Here is an 18262-nt window from a genome sequence, read left to right as displayed (position 1 = left end):
TCGAGGGCGACGGCCGATCGGCACCACCCGCACCGGCCGGGGCCGGGTCACCCGAGGGCGGCCAGTTTCCGCTTCACCGCCGCGGCTTCCCCATGGCCGATCCGCTCGAGGATGGCCAGCGCCTGCCGCCAGAGCTCCGCGGCGCCCGGCGGGTCACCGTCGGCCAGGAGAACGTCGCCGAGATGCAGCAGGGTGTCCGCCTCGTAGAAGGTGTTCCGCTGGTAGCGCCAGAGGGCCAGCGCTTCCTCGTAGAACTGCCGGGCCGAGGCATGGTTGCCGAGCCGGTGATGGATGTAGCCGAGCCCGTCGAGCGTGTCGGCCTCGCCGTGCCGGTCCGGCCGGGCCAGCGTACGGAACACCCGGATCGCCTTGTCGCACGTTGCCAGCGCCTCGTCGTACATCTGGAGGTGAGCCTGATACCAGCCGACCGAGTTCAGGGTGCGCGCCTCCCAGGCCGCATCGCCCAGCTCGACGTAGAGGGCAAGGGCGCGCGTGGCATGGTCGAGGCCCGCGGCGTACTCGTGGTGCCGCTCGCCGAACTCCCATCCGAGCGTGTAGTGGGTGCGGGCACGGCCGGGGCTGTCGTCCAGGGACTCGTAGAGGACGAGCGCCTTGGTGCAGTGCTCGACCGCCTCGGCGTGGCGACCCAGCCAGCCGTACCCCTGTCCCAGGAGCCGGTGCACGCACGCGACCGCCTCGCGGTCCCCCGTCGCGCGGGCGGCACGCAGCGCCAGCCACTGGGTGCTGACCTGCTCGTGCCATCGCCCCTGCCGGTCGTAGTACGTCATCAACGTCCAGGCGAGCTGCCAGACCATGTCGTGGACGCCGCCGGCGGCGCAGCGGCCGATCATCGCGACGATGTTCTCGTGCTCGGCATCGAACCATCGCCGAGCGGCCTCGTGATCCGTTTCCGCCGGGACGACCGCCCACCGTGCCGTCGACGGCACCGCCGGGGATATCGGCCGCCGTGGCGGGTTCAGCACCCGGTCGGCCGCCAGACCGCTTCGCAGGTAGTGATCGGCAAGGCGGCGGACCGCCGGGCGTACCGTCGCCGTCGCGGAGGTGCCCGCGATCTCCGCCGCGTAGTCGCGGACGAGATCGTGGGCGCTGAAACGGCCGGGGGTCCGCTCGGGCAGGAGGGAGAGACTCGCCAGCTCGCTCAGGGCGGCCTGAGCACCGGCCTTCGCCGTGCCCAGCAGCGTGGCGGCGCCGCGCCAGTCAAGGTCGAAGCACGATGCGGCGCCGAACAGCCGGAACAGCCGTGCGGCCGGAGCGCTCAACGCCCGGTAGGACGGGGACATGGCGGCCCGGAAGCTCGCTTCGGGCTCGCTGAGATGCAGGACGTTCAGGCGCTCGTGCTCGATCTCGTCGACCAGTTCGGCCGACGCGCCACGATGCCGGCGTACCCGGGCGGCGACGATGGCCAGCGCGATCGGAAGGCCGCCGCACTGCCCGAGCAGACGATCGATGTGCCCGGCCTCGATGGCGAGGTCCGCACGGCCGATGCGGCCGAGGAGCAAGGTCCGCGCGTCCGCGGCGCCCAGGACGTCCAGTGTCACCTGCTGCGCACCGTCGTGCACCGCCAGGCCGTCGAGGGACCGGCGGCTGGTGATGATCGTGACCGAGGTGAGCGACCTGGGCAGCAGCGGACGGACCTGGTCGTCGTCCCGCGCATTGTCCAGAAGGACGAGGACACGACGCCTGGACAGCAGTTCCTGGAAGAGGAGCGAGCGGGCCGCGAGACGGGCCGGGATGCGTTCGGCCGGCACTCCCAGGGTCCGGAGCTGATGGACCAGAACCGCCGACGGGTCCAGCGGGGCGACGTCCTGCCCGAAACCCTTGAGGTCGACGTGGATCAGCCCGTCCGGGAACCGGCCGGCGTTCGCCCTGACCCAGTGCCGCGCCAATGCTGTCTTGCCGACGCCGGCAGCACCGCTGATGATTGCCACGGCGCCCGGCGACCTGTCCGGGGACAGGAGGCGGTCGAGATCGGCCAGCTCGTCATCACGCCCGACGAGCGGCGGGACAGACTCGGGGAGCCGCGGGGGGACGCCGCCGAGCTCCGGCACGGGCGGCGGCCGGTGCCCGATCCGCGGTCGGCGGCTCCGGCGGTCCACCGCCCACAGGAACACCGTCACGACGGCGCTGGCGACTCCGGCGACAGAACCGACGATGGTCCACAGCAGGCTCGGGTCCATGTCCCCCAGGGTAGGAAATGAGGCAATTGACCGTCCTGGATCTTGTGCGGCCGGGTCAGCGGAGGTGGGGTTTCGCCTCGGCGAGGTCGGGTGAGAGTTCGGCGTCGGTGCCGAGGATCCGCTTGAGGGTGGTGCTGTTGCCCTTCAGGCAGGCGACGGTCTCCTCGGTGGCGACGCGGCTGAGGTCGAGCCGGCCGCTCTCGTGATCGTCGTTCCAGAAGTAGCCGTCGCCGTCGCTGATGGAGTCCGGCACGGTGACGACGGCCGTACCGGCGGGGATTCTGGTCTTGCTGCCGTCGGCTTCCAGGTCGAAGCGCAGGCGGTAGAGGTGCACCGCGGTCCGGGTGGCGCGTTCGGAGGTGCCGAAGCGCAGGGCGAAGCGGTCGGCCTCGTCGGCCTCCTGCTGCTGGCTGACCGGTACGCGGAACACGTCGCCGACGGACGGGCGCGGGGGCAGGACGACGTCGTAGGACGCGGACACCGCCACGGTGTTGCCCTGGGAGGCGCACTGGGAGATCACGGCGGTGTCCTCGACCGTGACCGCCACCCGGGTGATCACCGTGCGCCTGGCGCCGCGGTTGTGGACGGTGATCTCGACCGTGGGCGGGCCGAGCGTGGCGTCCGGGCCGGGGGCGGCGTCCGGCGACGCCGGGTCCGGGAGGGGGACGGGGTCGCGCACGACCAGGTCGAGGGCGCTGACCGTCGACGTGTCGGCGGAGTAGGTCGACGACGGCCCCGGCCGCAGCGGCTGGACGGCCGCTGACTTCTCGCCACCGGTGAGCATGTCGCGCCAGTCGGGCACGGCGGCCAGGACGCCGACGAACAGGGCGGCGAAGCTCGCCAGGGCGACGAGGGCGGTCAGGCCGGGCTGCCGCTCGAGACGCTGGAGAAAACCGTCACGCGTGGAGGGACGTTCCGCGGCGGAAGCGTCGTCCCCGGCGTCGCCCTCGTCGGCCTCCATGAGTTGCCCCCCGTCTCCCGGCGCCATCAGGCTAGTGGACGGCATCGATGTCCGCGCAACGGGTTATGTCAGCGCAGGCCACGCAGGAAGGCGACGAGCGCCGCGCGGTACGGCCCCACCGTGGAGAGGTCGGCGTACTCGCCGGGGCCGTGCTGGCCGTCGCCGCCGGGGCCGAAGATGACGGCGTCCATGGACCGTGCCGAGTAGAAGCGGCCGTCGGCGGCGCCGTGCTTGCGCAGGAGGTCGCCCGGACGGCCGGCCTCGCGCGCGGCTGCCTGCAGCGAGAGCACGTCGCCGCTGCCGGGGTCGGCCCGGTGCGGCGGTCCGAGACTGTCCACAGTGACCTCGGCGCCCGAGAGGTCGCGGAGGTCCCGGGCGATCTCGCCGGCGGTGCGGCCCGCGTACGCGCGGTCCTCGGGCGGGAAACGGATGTCCAGCCACGCCGTCGCCGCGGCCGGCACCTGGTTGATCGCCGCGTCGGGGGTCGCGATGCGGGCCACGTTCACCGTCGTCGCCCACACCTCCCGCTCGGGGACGGGGTGGCGGGCGAGGATCCGGTCGATCGCCGCGAGCAGGTGCAGCAGGGCGTTGTCGCCGAGCCACGGGTAGGCGGCGTGCGCGGCGGTGCCGGTGGCGTGCAGGCGTACCTGAAGGATGCCCCGGGATTCGGTGACCACGCGCAGGTTGCTCTGCTCGCCGATCACCACGAAGCCGGCCGTCACCCCCCGCTCGAGCTGGTGCGCCGTGCCGTCGTGGCCGCCGACCTCCTCGTCGGTGACGAGCTGCAGGCCCATCGCGTACGGCATGAGCGGCGCGAGCTCCCGGAACACGTCGGCCATCACCAGCGCCGCCACCTTCATGTCCTGGGCGCCGCGCCCGTAGAGCCGGCCGTCGCGGATCTCGGGCCGGAACTGCCCGTCCGGGGCGGGCACGACGTCGAGGTGCGCGTTGAGGATCACCCGGAAGTGCGGGCGGGTGCTCCCGGCGTACACCAGGGCACTGGGTTTTCCCCGCGAGGAGAAACGCTCGACGGTGAAGCCGGGGCCCACCCGGGCGAGCACGAGATCGAGGGCCTCGGCGAGCTGCCCGGGCCGGTCGGCGGTGGACCGGATCGCGATCAGCCGCACAGCGGCGGCGAGCAGCTCCTCCATCCCCGCACGCTACCGGACGAGCGGCGGCCACCGGTGCGATCGCACCGGTGGCCGCCTTTCACTCAGGCTCGGTTCAGGGGTACGCCACCACGTTGCGCGGGACGGTGTTGCCGGCCGGGTTGGGCACCGGGCCGCCGGTGTCGTTGACGACGTTGGCGATGGTGCCGACGTCGCCGAGGGAGACGGTCAGGATGCTGCGGAGGCGGACGCCGGAGCGGTTGGGCACCTCGAAGCCCCGGTCCACCCGGACGCTCGGGTTGACGTTGAAGAAGGAGTAGACGCCGCCGCCCCAGAGTTCGTGGTCGGTGACCGAGTCGGCGACCTTGTAGGCCGCGTAGCCGTTGCCGCGGGGGCCCATCCAGGCCGCCTGGTTGGGCACGTCGTACGGCTTCTCGTTCTGGAAGAAGATCGTCCGGCCGCGGTTGCCGTTCCAGATCACCTCGTACTTCTGGTAGTGCTCGACGAACAGGCCGGTGGCGAGGACGTCGTCGCCGTTCACGATGAGGCCGGTGTCGCCGGTGTTCACCGTCCAGCCGGTGGGTGCGCCGCCGTGGTCGGCCCGCCAGGCCCACATGTGGTCGATGATCGTGTCGTCGCTGTGCACGGCGAGGGTGGTGGTGGCCTTGCCCTGGACGCTGCTGCCGATGCGGAAGAAGACGTCCTGGAGGCTGATCGGGTTGGCGGCGTGATCGGTGTGGACGCCGGCCCGGCCCACGCTCATCAGCGTCGGGCTGTTCGTCGTCCCGGCGTCGAAGGTCAGGCCGCTGACCTTCACCCCGTCGACGTCGGCGACGTTCAGGGCCTCGACGCCGTTGTTCGGGATCAGGGTCGGGAAGCCGATGCCGGTCACGACCGTGTTGGCGCGGGTGACCCGGATGGTCTCGTTCAGCGAGTACGTGCCCGGGGTGAAGAACAGGTTCAGGCCCTGGGCGAGGGCGGAGTTGATCCGGGCCGCGCTGTCACCGGGCTTGGCGACGTAGAACTCGCGCATCGGGATCGACGTGCCCGCGGTGTTCGGCCAGGTGGCCCCGGCGGAGTTGCGCCGCAGGGCGGGCACGAACACGCGGTAGCGGCCGGCGCTGTCGACGTACAGGTAGGGCTTCTCGCGGGTGACCGGGGTGGTCGCCAGCGTGGTGTGCGGCGGGTTCGGGAACGCGTTGGCCGGGGCGCCCTGGACGCCGGAGTAGACCATGTTCCAGACGCCGCCCTCCCAGCGGCCGATGCGGCTGTCGCGGGTGTACCACTGCTGCTGCGAGCCGGACGACACGGTGCCGTCGACCACGGAGTCGGTCAGGTAGCCGCCGCTGGAGTAGCCCTGGCCGTTGTCCTGGTTCGACGGCGCCAGGGTCAGGTTGCCGCGGATGTGCACCCGCCGCATCGGGGCGGCCTGGGAGACGGCCCAGCGGTTCGTGCCGCCCTCGGGCACGATCGAGAGGTTCTCCATGCTGCGCCAGAAGTTCTGGGTGGCGTTCTTCTCGTCGCCGTAGTTCCAGCCGGAGTCGACGTTCACCGCGCCGTTGATCGTCACGTCGTCGGGGTTGATGCCGAGGCCGGCGAGCGTGGTGTAGAAGCCGACGTTGGCCCACACCCGGCCGTACGTGCCGGGCTTGAAGAGGAACACGTGGCGCTGGGTGCCGAACTGGGCGGTCGGGCTGCGCAGCTGCGCGTTGAACGCCTGGTCCACGGCGGACTGGATGGTCGCCGCCGACGTCGACGGGTCGAAGATCCGTACGTTGGGGCCGAAGTCGGGGTTGTCGGAGGTCGGCAGGCCCGGCGTGCTCGGGGACGGGCTGCTGCCGCCGCCGAAGACCTGGAACTCCCACAGCGAGTAGCCGTACGGGGTGGCCCGGGTGGTGCCGTTCATCCGCACGTACCGGCCGCTGCCGGTGACGTTCAGCGTCTGGACGCCGGCCTGGCCCGCCGTCACCGGGGTGATGTTCGTCCAGGAAGTGCCGTTCGCCGACGTCTGGATGGTGAAGGCGGAGGCGTACGCGGCCTCCCAGTTCAGCACGACCTGGCTGATCGACTGGGTGCTGCCCAGGTCGACCTGCAGCCACTGCGGGTCGGCGAACGTGCTGGACCACCGGGTGCCGGCGTCACCGTCCACCGCGGCGGCGGCGGTGAAGGTGGCGTTCTCGACGGACGACGCGGTGGCCGGCTTGCCCTGCGACAGCGGGGTGTCCGCGGCGCTGGCGTTGGTGGCGACCGAGGCGACGGTGAGGCCGAGGGCGGTGGCGAGCACGGTGCTCAGCACGATCTGCCGGCGTCTGCGCTTGCGTGGCGGAGGGGAGGTCAGGGTCGGGGATGTCATGTTCCTGCCTTCGGACGGGGATGACCGTGCGTCCGATGGGGACGGGCGCACGGCGGGGCGGGTGACCGGGGTTACCGAGCGGAGAGAGCGCTCTCCGCTGATTGTTACTTCGCTGTTGCGCGCGCGTCAACAATTTGGCAACCCGAGATTCCCGCCCGGCACCGGGGCATTGCCCGACCGCACCCCGCGAATGGCGAAATCGACCGAACCGAATAGCGGATATCGCAGAAAAGGAGCCGGAAAAATTGTTATCCCGGCCCGGAGGCGGAGTCAGAGGCCGGCGGCCGACGCGTTCACCCAGTCGTCGTCGACGGCCACCGCGTCCCGCCCGGCGCGCGCCAGCAGGCTCGCGGCCGACGCCGCGCGGTAGCCCGCCGCGCAGTGCACCCACACCGTGCCGGCCGGCACCTCGTCCAGGCGCGAGGTCAGCTGCGGCAGCGGGATGTGGACGGCGCCGGCGAGGTGCCCGGCGCGCCATTCGTCGTCCGCCCGGACGTCCAGGACCACCGCCGGGCGCTCCGCGGCCAGGCCGGCGAAGGTGGCCCGCCGGGTCTCGAGCAGTTCGGCCGGGGACGAGGACCAGTCCTCGGGGGTGCCGGTGGCCGCGGCGGCCGGGCGGTCGATGCCGATCCGGGCGAGTTCGCGCTGGGCCGCCGCGACCTGCCGCGGGGAGTCGCCCAGCAGGGTGAGCGGGGTCCCGGGCGGCAGCGTCCAGCCGAGCCAGGTGGCCAGCGGGCCGTCCAGGCCGAAGCTGAGCGTCCCGGCCAGGTGGCGGTACGCGTACGCCTTGCGCGACCGCAGGTCCACCACCCACTCCCCCGCCTCGATCCGGGCCCGCAGCTCGTCCGCACCGGCCCGCCGGACCGGGGACAGGTCGATGAGGTCCGCGCCCTGCGCGTTGCGGGCGCCCATGTGCGCGTAGTACGCGGGGTACGCGCCCAGGCCGGCCAGGAGCTGGTCGGCGTACGCGTCGGCGTGCAGGCGCAGCACCGGGTTGACCCGCTTCTCCCGGCCGATCGTGGAGGTACCGGCGTCGGTCGGCGCCGCCGAGCAGAAGCTGCCGAAGCCGTGGGTGGGCCAGACCGGCGTGCCGTCCGGGAGCAGGTCCGCGAGGCGGCGCGCCGAGGCGTGCTGGTGGTGCGCGAGCGTGCGGGCGTGGCCGGCGCCGAGCAGGTCGGTGCGTCCGGTCGTACCGAAGAGCAGGGAGCCGCCGGTGCAGACCCCCGCGACGGCGTCGTCGTAGCTCACGGCGTACGAAAGGTGGTGGAAGGTGTGACCGGGAGTGGCCACGGCCGTGAGCGACAGGCGGTCGGACACCGGGATGCGGTCGCCGTCCGAGACCGGGACGCGGGCGAAGGCCACCTCCTCGGCGGCCGCGACCAGGTAGGACGCCCCGGTGAGCCGGCTGAGCGCGAGGCCGCCGGAGACGTAGTCGTTGTGCAGGTGCGTCTCGGCGACGTGGGTGATCCGGACGCCGAGACGGCCGGCCAGGGTCAGGACGCGGTCGAGGTCGCGTTGCGGGTCGACGACGACCGCGACCTCGCCGTCGTGCACGAGGTAGGTGCGGTCACCGAGGGACGAGGTCTCCACCACGGCGGTTCCGAGCGTCATCGTTTCCTCCCAGGGGGACACCGGCGAACGGGATGCTCGCCTGCTGCGGTCCGGAGCCGTCCGGGTGCCGCCAGAGGCCGCGGCGGGCCAGCTCGGGCAGCACGCCCTCGCCGAACCAGTACGCCTCCTCGAGGTGCGGGTAGCCGGACAGGATGAACTCGGTGATGCCGAGGTCCGCGTACTCGGCGATGCGGTCGGCGATCTCGGTGTGGCTGCCGACCAGGGCGGTGCCCGCGCCGCCGCGGACCAGGCCGACGCCGGCCCACAGGTTCGGCGCCACGACGAGGCCGTCGCGGGAGCCGCCGTGCAGGTCGAGCATGCGGCGCTGGCCCTCGGACTCGCTGCGGCGCAGGCCCGCCTGCACGGCCGCGATGTCGGCCGGGGAGACGTGCCGCAGCAGCCGTTCGGCCTCGGCCCACGCCGCCTCGGCGGTGTCGCGGGCGATGACGTGCAGCCGGATGCCGAAGCGCAGGCCGGGGTTGAGGCCGCGGATCCAGTCGAGCTTCTTCTCGACCTGCGCGGGCGGCTCGCCCCAGGTGAGGTAGACGTCGCTGTGGGCGGCCGCGACCGGGCCGGCCGCCGCCGACGAGCCGCCGAAGTAGATCTCGGGGACCGGGTCGGGCAGGCGGCTGAGCTGGGCGCCCTCCACGCGCAGGTGGGTGCCGTGGTGGTCGACGGTCTCGCCGCGCCACAGCGCGCGGACGACGGTGAGGAACTCGTCCGTGCGGGCGTACCGGGCGTCCTTGTCCAGGAAGTCGCCGTAGGCGCGCTGTTCGCCGGACTCGCCGCCGGTGACGACGTTGAGCAGCAGCCGGTTGCCGGACAGCCGCTGGAAGGTCGACGCCATCTGCGCGGCCAGGGTGGGCGAGAGGAGCCCGGGGCGGAACGCGACCAGGAACTTGAGGCGCTCGGTGACCTCGGTGAGCATGGCGGTGGTCAGCCATGCGTCCTCGCACCAGGCGCCCGTGGGGGTGAGGGCGCCGGCGAAGCCGAGCTGTTCGGCGCTGCGGGCGATCTGCCCGAGGTAGCCGATGGTGAGCGGGCGGACGCCCCCGGCCGAGCCGACCGGTACGCCGTGACCGCCGCCGACGATGTCCCGGCTGTCGCCGTTGGTGGGCAGGAACCAGTGGAAGTCGAGGGCACCCATGCCGCCAGACTACCCATATCTCCTATCGGTTAGATAGAGTGCGGCCATGCATCGACGACAACTGATCCTGGGCGGCCTGGCGGTGGCGGCCTCCGCGGCGCTGACCGGGTGCGGCGATGACGAGGCTGCCGCGGGCGGGGCGGGGCTGCGGATCGGCTACCAGCGGTTCGGCGGGCTGAGCCTGGTCAAGGCGCGGGCGGCGTACCCCGGCGCGACCTGGTCGCTGTTCGAGAGCGGTCCGGCGGTGACCGAGGCGCTCAAGGCCGGGGCGATCGACCTCGGCCAGACCGGCGAGGCGCCGCCGATCTTCGCCGCCGCGGCCAGGGTGCCGTTCGCCATCGCCGGCACCAGCGCGCCGGTGCCCGAGGGCGAGGCGGTGCTGGTGAAGAAGGCCAGGGGCTTCCGCGGGTTCGCCGACCTGCGCGGGCGGACGGTGGCGCTCAACAAGGGCTCCAACGTGCACTGGCTGCTGGTGAAGCTGCTCGAGGCCAACCGCATGACGCCGGCCGACCTCACGGTGAAGTACCTCAAGCCGGCCGAGGGGCGTCCGGCCTTCGACAACGATCAGATCGACGCGTGGATCATCTGGGACCCGTACTTCGCGCTGGCCGAGCAGCCGGGGGTGCAGGTGCTCGCCGATGCCACCGGGCTGGCCGACAACCGGGAGTACATCCTGGTGGCGCCCGGGGCGCTGGAGAAGAAATCCGCGCAGCTGAAGGCGTTTCTGGGCGCGTACCAGGAGACCACCGCCTGGGGGATCGCCCACCCGGGCGAACGCGCCCGGGTCCTGGCCCCGGAGCTGAAGATCGACGAGCAGGTCACCGCGCGGGCCCTGGCCCGCAGCGCCCAGCCGCTGGCGCCGCTGACGCCGGCGATCGGCGACGAGCTCCAGGCCATCGCGGACGGCTTCACCCGGCTGGAACTGATCCCCGGCAGCGTCGACATGCGGGCCCGCATCGACCCTCGGTTCTCCGCGGAGTTGCGGTGACCGCCCTGGCGAGCCCGCCGGCCACCGCGGCACCGGCCGTCGCGGCCCGGCCCGCCCGGCGCCGGCCGCGCTGGCAGCGCGCGGTCAGCCCGCTCGTCATCCTCGCCGGGTGGGAGGCGCTGTCGCGCGGCGGCGTCCTCTCCCCCGACAAGCTGCCCGCGCCGAGCACCGTGCTGCGGACCGGCGGGGACCTGGCCGCCGACGGCACGCTCGGCGCCCACCTCGCGGACTCGCTCACCCGCGCCGCGGCCGGGCTGCTCATCGGCGGCGTCCTCGCGCTGATCCTGGGCGCCGTGGCCGGCCTGCTGCGCCTCGGCGACGACGCCATCGACCCGCCCGTGCAGATGGCCCGGATGCTGCCGCACCTCGCACTGGTCCCGCTGCTGATCATCTGGGTCGGCATCGGCGAGCCGATGAAGATCACCCTGGTCGCGCTGGGCGTCTTCTTCCCGCTCTACTTCAATGTGTACGCCGGGATCCGCGACATCGACGAGCGGCTGGTCGAGGCGGCCCGCACCTGCGGCCTGGGCACCTGGGCGCGGCTGCGGCACGTGATCCTGCCCGGCTCCCTGCCGTCGCTGTTCCTGGGCCTGCGCCTGGCGATCGGCGCCGCCTGGCTGAGCCTGGTGGTCGGCGAGCAGACCAACACCCAGAACGGCATCGGCTTCCTGATGATGGAGGCCCGGGAATTCGGCCGGACCGACGTCGTGGTCGTCGGCCTCTTCGTGTACGCCGGCCTCGGCCTGCTGTCCGACCTGCTGCTGCGCGCGCTGGAACGGAGGGCCCTGCAGTGGCGGCGCGGGCTGCGGGCGGCGTGACGGCGGTGGTGCGGGCCGCCGGCGTACGCCGAGCCTTCGGCGCCACGGTGGTCCTCGACGGCGCCGGCCTCGCCGTCGCGCCGGGCGAGGTGGTCGCGCTGCTGGGCGGCAGCGGCTCGGGCAAGAGCACCCTGCTGCGCATTCTGGCCGGCCTCGACCCGGACGCCACCGGGGAGGTGTCGGTGCCCCGCGAGCACGCGGTGGTGTTCTAGGAGCACCGGCTGATGCCGTGGAAGCGGGTGGCGGACAACGTCGGCCTCGGGGTGACCGGCCGCGACGCCGGGGCGCGGATCGCGGCGGCCCTGGCCGAGGTCGGCCTGGCGGACCGCGCCCGGGCGTGGCCGGCGGAGCTGTCCGGCGGCCAGTCGCAGCGGGTGGCGTTCGCCCGCGCCCTGGTCCGCGAGCCGCGGGTGCTGCTGCTCGACGAGCCGTTCGGTGCGCTGGACGCGCTGACCCGGCTGCGGATGCAGGACCTCTTCGGCCGGCTGCGCGAGCGCCACGGGTTCGCGGCGCTGCTGGTGACGCACGACGTCGAGGAGGCGCTGCTGCTCGCGGACCGGGCGCTGGTGCTGGAGGGCGGGCGCATCGCCGAGGAACTGGTCGTCGGGCTGGACCGGCCGCGGGACCCGGACCAGCCCGGCTTCGGCCCGCTGCGGCGCCGGCTCCTGGACCGCCTCGGCGTGCCGGCCCCGGCGGCGAGGCCGGCGGGTCCGCCGCTCAGCCGTCGCTGAGCTGCTCGCGGGCGATCGCGAAGATGCCGTCCATGCGCCAGCTCTCGTCGGCGTGCCGGCCCCGCCACCGGCCCCAGCCCGAGTCGCGCCGGTACTGCCCCGGCCAGTCGGTCGCGGCGATCGCGGCGGGGTCGGCCGGGCGCGGGTTCTCGCAGTCCGGGTCCACGTAGAGCGCGTCGACCGGGCAGTGCAGCTCGCACAGGAAGCACGTCTGGCAGTCGCCCTGCCGCGCGATCACCGGGACCTCGCCCGCCGCCGCGTCGAAGACGTTCGTCGGGCAGACCCGCACGCAGATGTCGCACCGCGTGCACCGGTCCGCCAGGATCAGCTCGATCATCGGGCCACCGCCTCCCGGGGCACCGGCGCGTACCGGTGCCAGATGCGATCCAGGCCGCCGATGTGCAGCCCGGTGGTCAGGGCCGGGTCCGGGCCCGGACGGTCGGTGCGCCGGTGCATGCCGCGGCTCTCCGGGCGGTGCAGCGCCGCCCGGTAGGCCCAGCGACCGGCCGCCACCAGGGCCGCCGCCTCACGGATCGCGACCGGGGAGCCGCGCAGGCCGCCGCGGACCGCCGGCCACAGCGCGTCGAGCACGTCCAGCGAGGCGCGCAGGCCCGCGTCCGTCCGGAACAGGTTCTTCTCGTACGGGTTGAGCTCGTCCCGGACCGCGGCGGCCACCTCCTCCGCCGACAGGGCGCTGGTGGCGGCCACCGGGCGCATCCCGGCCCGGCCGAGCGGGCGCAGCCGGTGCCGCGGCTCGGGTACCGCCCGGGCGGCGGCCGCACCCGCCCAGGTGCCGGTGGACACGGCCCAGGCGGAGTTCTGCGCTCCCCCGCCGGAGACCGCCCCGGCGATCGGCTCCCGGCTGGCGGCGTCGCCCGCGACCCACAGCCCCGGCACGGTCGTCGCGCAGTCCGGCCCGGCCACCCGGACGCCGCCGACGCCGCGGACGGTGCCCTCGCCGCGCAGGGTGACCTCGAAGAGGTCGCGGAACGGGTCGATGCCCCGGCGGTCGAACGGGATCATGAAGTTCGGCTGGACCCGGCGCAGGCGCTCGCGGATCGCGACCGGCATGCGGTCCAGGCGCACCCGCACCGGCCCCTCCAGCAGGGCCCGGGCGAGGGCCTCGACGCGCCCCTCGGCGGGCGGCAGGTCCAGCTCGCGGCCGGCGCTGTCGACGTACGTGCCGAAGAGGTACGACATCGAGCGGGTGATCGTGGAGAAGGCGGGCGCCGGGGTGTAGTAGGCGGACAGCTCCATGCCGGACAGCTCGGCACCGGCCTCCGCCGCCATCAGCAGCCCGTCGCCGGTGTTGCCGCGCGCGCCGAGCAGGTGCGAGCGGAACGCGCAGCCGCCGGTCGCCAGCACCACCCCGCCGGCCCGGACCCGCCACCGGCCGCCGCCGTGCTGACGGCGGACGCCCGCGGCCCCGCGCACCCGGCCGTCGGCGTCGGCGAGCAGCTCGAGGGCGGGATGGTGGTCGAGGATCCGCACGCCGGCCCGCTTGACCAGCCGGCGCATGGCCCGCAGGTATTCGGGGCCCCGGATCGTCCGGTACGGCCGCCGCCCGTTCACCGCGGCCGGGAACGGCAGGTCGTACGCGTGCAGCCGGCGCCAGGTCTCGTCGAGCACCCGGGCCATCCAGGCGTCGTCGGCGAGCCCGGCCGCGATCGACCGGCGCTCGGCCATCGCCGCCGCCCGCCGCTCCGGCGGGACCAGCCAGTGCGAGACGCCGGCCGTCGCGGTGACGCCGCTGGTGCCGCAGTAGCCCTTGTCCGCGAGCACGACCGTGGCGCCCGCGTCCGCCGCCGACAGCGCCGCCCAGGTCGCGGCCAGGCCACCGCCGAGGACCAGCACGTCCGCGTCCAGGTCGAGTTCGCTCACCCGGATAACCTATCTTGCATATAGGCATTACAGCAATTAGCGTCGGCGCATGAACGTCCTGAGTCCCGCAGAGGTCAAACTCCCCGACGGCAGCAGCACCGACTTCGCCAACCTCGACATCGCGGCGACCGCCCCGTGCCTCGACGTGGTCGCCGCGGCCGTGTCCGACCTGCTCCCCTGGTACGGCAGCGTGCACCGCGGCGCCGGCGCGCTGGCCCGGCGCAGCACCCTGGCGTACGAGCAGGCCCGCGAGACGGTGGCCGAACACCTGGGCTGCGGTCCCGGCGACGCGGTCGTGTTCACCCGCAACACCACCGACGCCCTCAACCTGCTCGCGCACGTCCTGCCCGCGGGCACCACGGTGGTCACCTTCGACGTCGAACATCACGCCAACCTGCTGCCGTGGCGCAGTCCGCTGCGGATCGGCGTACCGCGCTCGCCGGAGCAGGCCGTCGCCGCGCTCGACGAGACGCTGTCCGCGCTGCGCGGCCCGGTGCTCGTGGCGGTCACCGCGGCCAGCAACGTCACCGGCGAGCTGTGGCCCGTCCGGGAACTCGCCGCGGTCGCCCACCGCCACGGCGCCCGGATCGCCGTCGACGCCGCCCAGCTGGCCCCGCACTCCCCGGTGGACCTCGGGGCGCTCGGCGCCGACTACGTGGCGGTGTCCGGCCACAAGCTCTACGCACCGTTCGGCGCGGGGGTGCTCGCGGGGCGCGCCGACTGGCTCGACGCGGCGCCGCCCTACCTGGCCGGCGGGGGCGCGACCGCGGAGGTGGCGGCGGATTTCGCCGTACGGTGGCACGACGGCCCGGCCCGCCACGAGGCCGGCACGCCCAACCTGATCGGCGCGGTGGCCCTGGCCACCGCGTTGCGGGCCCTCGCCGGGGCGGACCTCCACGCCGAGCATCGGCTGGTCGCGCGCCTGCGGGACGGCATCGCCGCCCTGCCGCACGTCGAGGAGCTACGGCTGTTCGCCGCGGACGCCCCGCGCGTGGGCATCGTGTCGTTCGCGGTCCCCGGGGCGGACCCGGACGAGCTGAGCACCACCCTGGGCCGCGACCACGCGATCGGCGTACGCACCGGGCTGTTCTGCGCCCACCCGCTCACCCGCCGGCTCCTGCGCGAGGCGGCGGACCGCCTCGGCGCCACGCCCCCGGGGGCCGCCCTGCGGGCCAGCGTGGGCATCGGCACCCGCGAGGAACACGTCGACCGGCTGCTGGCCGTCCTTCAGTCGCGGGCGTAGCCGATCCGGTACGGCGCCCCGCCGTCCACCCGCTTCGTCGAGATCGTCAGCAGGTACGAGTTCCCGGAGGTGGCGTACAGGCAGACGGCGATCGGCGTGCCGGGCCTGCCCTCGAGTTCCTGGCTCAGGGGCAGTTCGTCGTAGGACCCGTACTGCCGCCACTGCGCGGTGCAGGACCCGGCGGGCTGCTTGACCCAGATCCCGGCACCGTTGTGCGGGTAGAGGTTGTTGGGGCCGACCTGCACGTCGACGTCCTCCACGCCGTCCGTCGACCCGCCGGCGACGGTGACCGACGGCGGCGAGGTGTCGATGTCGAGCCATCGGTCGCCGCTCACGTCCAATGCCTTGCCGGAGGTGGGCGGCGTGGTGGTGACCGCGGGGGCCGGCGGCGTCGTCGGCCGCCTCGTCGCGGGCGGCGGATCGTCGTGGCGGGCGGGCCCGGGCCGCGCCGGGGCGCCCGGGGCCGGAACCGCCCCGCCCGGCAGGTCCGGTGCCGCGGGCCGGACGGCCGGCGACGACGGCGGGGCCGCCGAGGAGGGCGGGTGCGACGGCCCGGCGCCCGCGGCCGGGGAGGCGCCCTGCGCCGGCGGCACCCCGCCGTCGGGCGTGAGGTTCAGCCCGAACCACAGTGCCCCGACGGCGAGCAGGAGGATCAGCACGGCGGCGGCGACGGCCAGGGCCGTCCTCCAGCGACCCGGGCCGCCGATCGTCAGGGTGCCGACGGTGCCGATCTGGGAGACGACGGTCCCGTCGCCGCCGATGGAGTGCGCCGACGACCCGGTGACGGCGGTCAGGTGGAGCACCCTCTCGGCAGCGGCCCGGACCTCCTTGTCCTCGGCCGCCCGGGAGTCGATGAGGGCCCGGCGCATGAGGGCACGCCACTGCGCGTCGTGGACCTGCGGCTCCAGGAGGGCCTCGCGCTCCGGCCGCCCGGCGAAGCGGGGCATGATCCGCTCCACGAGCCGGCGGCCCGCGGCACCCGCGGCCGCCTCGCCCGCGCCGGTCCCCAGCGCGGCCAGGGCGGCGACTATGTGATCGACATCCAGCACGTGACTCCTCGGGTCCGCTCGTCCACACGCCCAACGACGCCGGACGGGCCCGGATACGTGCCAACCCGCGAGGGTGGGTGAGTCTTGCACGATCCTCCCGCGAGGTGGAGGATCGTGGGCATGGATCTGACCGAGCTGCGCGCCCTGCTGGACCGCCACGCGCGGCCCGACCTGAGCACTCCCGTCGAGGGCGTCCACATCTCGCGGGTCGAACGGACCGAACCGGAGGCGCCGTCGATGACGGGCACCGTGCTCGCCCTCATCGCGCAGGGCGCGAAACGGATCGCCCTCGGCGACCGGATCTACGAGTACGGCGCCGGGCAGTACCTCGTCGCGTCGGTCGACCTGCCGGTCACGGGCCGGTTCCTCGAGGCGGGCCCGGACCGCCCGGCGCTCGGCTTCGGGCTGACCCTGCACCCGCCGGCCGTCGCGGAGCTGCTGCTCCAGGCGGGGCCCGGCGATCTGCCGCCCGCCGGCCCCGCGACGCCGTCCGGGATGACCGTCAGCGACGCGCCCGCCGAGCTGATCGACGCCGTCGTCCGGCTGCTGCGCCTGTTCGACCGGCCGCGCGACCTCGCCGTCCTGGCGCCGATGGTCAAGCGCGAGATCCTGTGGCGGGTCGTCACCGGCGAGCAGGGCGCTTCGGTACGCCAGCTCGGCCTGGCCGACAGCAGCCTCACCCACGTCGCCCGGGCCGTCCGGTGGATCCGCGAGCACTACGCGGAGTCGTTCCGGGTGGAGGACGTGGCGCAGTTGTCGGGCATGAGCGTGTCCGCGTTCTACCGCAACTTCCAGGCGGTCACCGCGATGAGCCCGATCCAGTTCCAGAAGCAGATCCGGCTGCAGGAGGCGCGGCTGCTGCTCGCGACCCACCCGCACGACATCACCGGGGTGGCGTCACGGGTGGGCTACGACAGCCCCTCGCAGTTCAGCCGGGAGTACCGCCGCCAGTTCGGGGCGCCGCCCAGCCGGGACGCGACCCGGCTGCGGGAGGCCGGCCCCGCCGTGGTGTGACCCCGGCTATCCTGCTCCCACAGCGGCGGAGCCGACGAGGCGACGAGGCGACGAGGCGACGGGCCGGCGGATGCGCGACTGGATCATCGGACTGGGCATCGCCGCGCTGTGCCTCGTGGCGAGCTGGGCGGTCCTGCTGATCCTCGCCCGCCGCCTGCCCCCCGGCCTGCTGCGCGACCTGGCCGCCTTCATCCCCGACTGCGTGACCACGGTCCGGAGGCTGCGCAAGGACCCGCGGGTGCCCCGGAGCGCACGGATCGCGATCGTCCTCGCCGGCGTCTGGGTGGCCAGCCCGATCGACCTGATCCCCGAGTTCGTCCCGGTGATCGGCCCGCTCGACGACATCGTGGTGGTGGCGCTCGCCCTGCGGTACGCGGCCCGCCGGGTGCCCCGGGAGGTGCTGCTCGCGGCCTGGCCGGGCGAGCCCCGCCTGATCGAACGCCTGATCACTCCGCGGCGGGGTGGTGCGCCGGGACGCTCGTCCCCCCGGTAGCGACCATCGGCCCTGGGCGCACGCGTCCCCCGTGGCAATGCTTGCGTTACCGGCCGCCACGACACAGGGACGGTGAGCGATGAGGACGCCCTCTTCCGCCTCCCCGATCGGCGCCGACGCCCTCGCCGGCACCGTCCGCGCCCTCCTGCGCGCGCGCCGGCCCTCCGGGGGCGACCTGCTGATCTCGGAGCACGGGCTGCTGGTGCCCGGCCTCGGCCCCGGCAACCCGGGCGACCCGGTCGTGGCGGCGATCGACGACGACGAGAACCCCCGCCCGATCCTGCGCTACGCCGCCGGCGAGGCGCTGCGCCTGCGGGTCCCGCTGCGGGCCGTGCACGTCTGGATCCGCCGCGCGCCCCGCGACGGTGCCCGGTTCCGGCGGCACGACCGGATGTCCGACGCCGATCAGCTCCTCTCCCAGGTGCTCTACGACCATCTGAGCGCGGCCGAGGCGGACGCCGCCGAGCGGGAGATCCTGTGCGGCGACACCCCGGTGCCGGCCCTCGTCGAGCTCAGCCGCTCCGCGGGCCTGATCGTGCTGGCGGCCCGCGCGCCGGGCGGCCGCGGCGACGCGGTGGGCTCGACGGCCGGCGGCCTGGTCGGCCGGACGTACTGCCCGCTCGCCGTGCTGACGCCGGCGGAACCGGCCGGGTGACGCCGCCCCCG

Annotated in this window: 15 protein-coding genes and 1 pseudogene; 7 read left to right on the top strand and 9 right to left on the bottom strand. The window is 74.3% G+C overall.

Annotation, left to right across the window (positions count from 1 at the left end):
- Positions 1-47: 47 nt before the first annotated feature.
- From CLV70_RS30980 to CLV70_RS30955, 6 genes are all read right to left on the bottom strand, one after another.
- Positions 48-2198, bottom strand: coding sequence for a tetratricopeptide repeat protein (locus CLV70_RS30980; protein ID WP_106130173.1), 2151 nt, complete (start codon positions 2196-2198; stop codon positions 48-50).
- 55 nt (positions 2199-2253) lie between these two features.
- Entirely contained in the window at positions 2254-3159 is a 906-nt protein-coding gene (locus CLV70_RS30975; protein WP_106130172.1) for a hypothetical protein, read from the bottom strand.
- Between the two features lie 68 nt (positions 3160-3227).
- A complete protein-coding gene (locus CLV70_RS30970; protein WP_106130171.1) occupies positions 3228-4310 on the bottom strand; it encodes a M20 family metallopeptidase in 1083 nt (360 codons plus the stop codon).
- A 73-nt stretch (positions 4311-4383) separates the two neighbouring features.
- Entirely contained in the window at positions 4384-6621 is a 2238-nt protein-coding gene (locus CLV70_RS30965) for a discoidin domain-containing protein (RefSeq protein WP_106130170.1), read from the bottom strand.
- Positions 6622-6891: 270 nt separating this feature from the next.
- Positions 6892-8232: an MBL fold metallo-hydrolase gene (locus CLV70_RS30960; protein ID WP_106130169.1), complete on the bottom strand. Its 1341-nt coding sequence runs from the start codon at positions 8230-8232 to the stop codon at positions 6892-6894.
- Positions 8189-9379, bottom strand: a complete 1191-nt coding sequence (locus CLV70_RS30955; protein ID WP_106130168.1) for an LLM class flavin-dependent oxidoreductase — start codon at positions 9377-9379, stop codon at positions 8189-8191. Before CLV70_RS30955 ends, CLV70_RS30960 begins: the two co-directional genes overlap by 44 nt.
- Positions 9380-9425: 46 nt before the next feature.
- On the opposite strand from CLV70_RS30955, the gene CLV70_RS30950 reads away from it, so the two are divergent.
- The 3 genes and pseudogenes from CLV70_RS30950 (at position 9426) to CLV70_RS30940 (ending at position 11916) form a co-directional block, all read left to right on the top strand.
- On the top strand, positions 9426-10367 hold the full coding sequence (locus CLV70_RS30950; protein WP_106130167.1) for an aliphatic sulfonate ABC transporter substrate-binding protein: 942 nt from the start codon (positions 9426-9428) through the stop codon (positions 10365-10367).
- A complete protein-coding gene (locus CLV70_RS30945; RefSeq protein ID WP_106130166.1) occupies positions 10364-11185 on the top strand; it encodes an ABC transporter permease in 822 nt (273 codons plus the stop codon). Before CLV70_RS30950 ends, CLV70_RS30945 begins: the two co-directional genes overlap by 4 nt.
- Positions 11158-11916: pseudogene (locus CLV70_RS30940) on the top strand (ABC transporter ATP-binding protein). The gene CLV70_RS30945 and the pseudogene CLV70_RS30940 overlap by 28 nt, the downstream one beginning before the upstream one ends.
- On the opposite strand, the gene CLV70_RS30935 reads toward CLV70_RS30940, so the two are convergent.
- Complete coding sequence (locus CLV70_RS30935) at positions 11903-12253, bottom strand: 4Fe-4S dicluster domain-containing protein (protein WP_106130165.1); 351 nt, start codon at positions 12251-12253, stop codon at positions 11903-11905. The pseudogene CLV70_RS30940 and the gene CLV70_RS30935 sit on opposite strands and share 14 nt — an antisense overlap.
- Entirely contained in the window at positions 12250-13797 is a 1548-nt protein-coding gene (locus tag CLV70_RS30930; protein ID WP_211303952.1) for an FAD-dependent oxidoreductase, read from the bottom strand. Before CLV70_RS30930 ends, CLV70_RS30935 begins: the two co-directional genes overlap by 4 nt.
- Positions 13798-13846: 49 nt before the next feature.
- Between CLV70_RS30930 and CLV70_RS30925 the strand changes: the two genes are divergently transcribed.
- Positions 13847-15040, top strand: a complete 1194-nt coding sequence (locus CLV70_RS30925) for an aminotransferase class V-fold PLP-dependent enzyme (RefSeq protein ID WP_106130163.1) — start codon at positions 13847-13849, stop codon at positions 15038-15040.
- Here the strand turns inward: CLV70_RS30925 and CLV70_RS40550 are convergent.
- Positions 15025-16089, bottom strand: coding sequence for a hypothetical protein (locus CLV70_RS40550; protein ID WP_106130162.1), 1065 nt, complete (start codon positions 16087-16089; stop codon positions 15025-15027). The genes CLV70_RS30925 and CLV70_RS40550 overlap by 16 nt on opposite strands.
- Before the next feature lie 120 nt (positions 16090-16209).
- On the opposite strand from CLV70_RS40550, the gene CLV70_RS30915 reads away from it, so the two are divergent.
- The 3 genes from CLV70_RS30915 (at position 16210) to CLV70_RS30905 (ending at position 18251) form a co-directional block, all read left to right on the top strand.
- Positions 16210-17103, top strand: coding sequence for an AraC family transcriptional regulator (locus CLV70_RS30915; protein ID WP_106130161.1), 894 nt, complete (start codon positions 16210-16212; stop codon positions 17101-17103).
- Between the two features lie 70 nt (positions 17104-17173).
- The gene (locus CLV70_RS30910) at positions 17174-17596 is read left to right on the top strand and encodes a YkvA family protein (protein ID WP_106130160.1); all 423 of its coding nucleotides are present in this window, start codon (positions 17174-17176) and stop codon (positions 17594-17596) included.
- A gap of 79 nt (positions 17597-17675) precedes the next feature.
- On the top strand, positions 17676-18251 hold the full coding sequence (locus tag CLV70_RS30905) for a universal stress protein (RefSeq protein ID WP_106130159.1): 576 nt from the start codon (positions 17676-17678) through the stop codon (positions 18249-18251).
- The last annotated feature ends 11 nt before the right edge of the window (positions 18252-18262 follow it).

Origin of the sequence: Pseudosporangium ferrugineum, assembly GCF_003002065.1 — a bacterium.
Lineage (GTDB): Bacteria > Actinomycetota > Actinomycetes > Mycobacteriales > Micromonosporaceae > Actinoplanes > Actinoplanes ferrugineus_A.
This window is presented reverse-complemented; position numbering and strand designations above follow the sequence as displayed.

Excerpts from the sequence above, each read along its gene's own strand:
- CLV70_RS30955 (WP_106130168.1), bottom strand. The coding sequence starts at position 9,379 with ATGGGTGCCCTCGACTTCCACTGGTTCCTGCCCACCAACGGCGACAGC.
- CLV70_RS30960 (WP_106130169.1), bottom strand. The coding sequence starts at position 8,232 with ATGACGCTCGGAACCGCCGTGGTGGAGACCTCGTCCCTCGGTGACCGC.
- CLV70_RS30910 (WP_106130160.1), top strand. The coding sequence starts at position 17,174 with ATGCGCGACTGGATCATCGGACTGGGCATCGCCGCGCTGTGCCTCGTG.
- CLV70_RS30905 (WP_106130159.1), top strand. The coding sequence starts at position 17,676 with ATGAGGACGCCCTCTTCCGCCTCCCCGATCGGCGCCGACGCCCTCGCC.
- CLV70_RS30925 (WP_106130163.1), top strand. The coding sequence starts at position 13,847 with ATGAACGTCCTGAGTCCCGCAGAGGTCAAACTCCCCGACGGCAGCAGC.
- CLV70_RS30950 (WP_106130167.1), top strand. The coding sequence starts at position 9,426 with ATGCATCGACGACAACTGATCCTGGGCGGCCTGGCGGTGGCGGCCTCC.
- CLV70_RS30970 (WP_106130171.1), bottom strand. The coding sequence starts at position 4,310 with ATGGAGGAGCTGCTCGCCGCCGCTGTGCGGCTGATCGCGATCCGGTCC.
- CLV70_RS30935 (WP_106130165.1), bottom strand. The coding sequence starts at position 12,253 with ATGATCGAGCTGATCCTGGCGGACCGGTGCACGCGGTGCGACATCTGC.
- CLV70_RS30965 (WP_106130170.1), bottom strand. The coding sequence starts at position 6,621 with ATGACATCCCCGACCCTGACCTCCCCTCCGCCACGCAAGCGCAGACGC.
- CLV70_RS30980 (WP_106130173.1), bottom strand. The coding sequence starts at position 2,198 with ATGGACCCGAGCCTGCTGTGGACCATCGTCGGTTCTGTCGCCGGAGTC.
- CLV70_RS30975 (WP_106130172.1), bottom strand. The coding sequence starts at position 3,159 with ATGGAGGCCGACGAGGGCGACGCCGGGGACGACGCTTCCGCCGCGGAA.
- CLV70_RS30915 (WP_106130161.1), top strand. The coding sequence starts at position 16,210 with ATGGATCTGACCGAGCTGCGCGCCCTGCTGGACCGCCACGCGCGGCCC.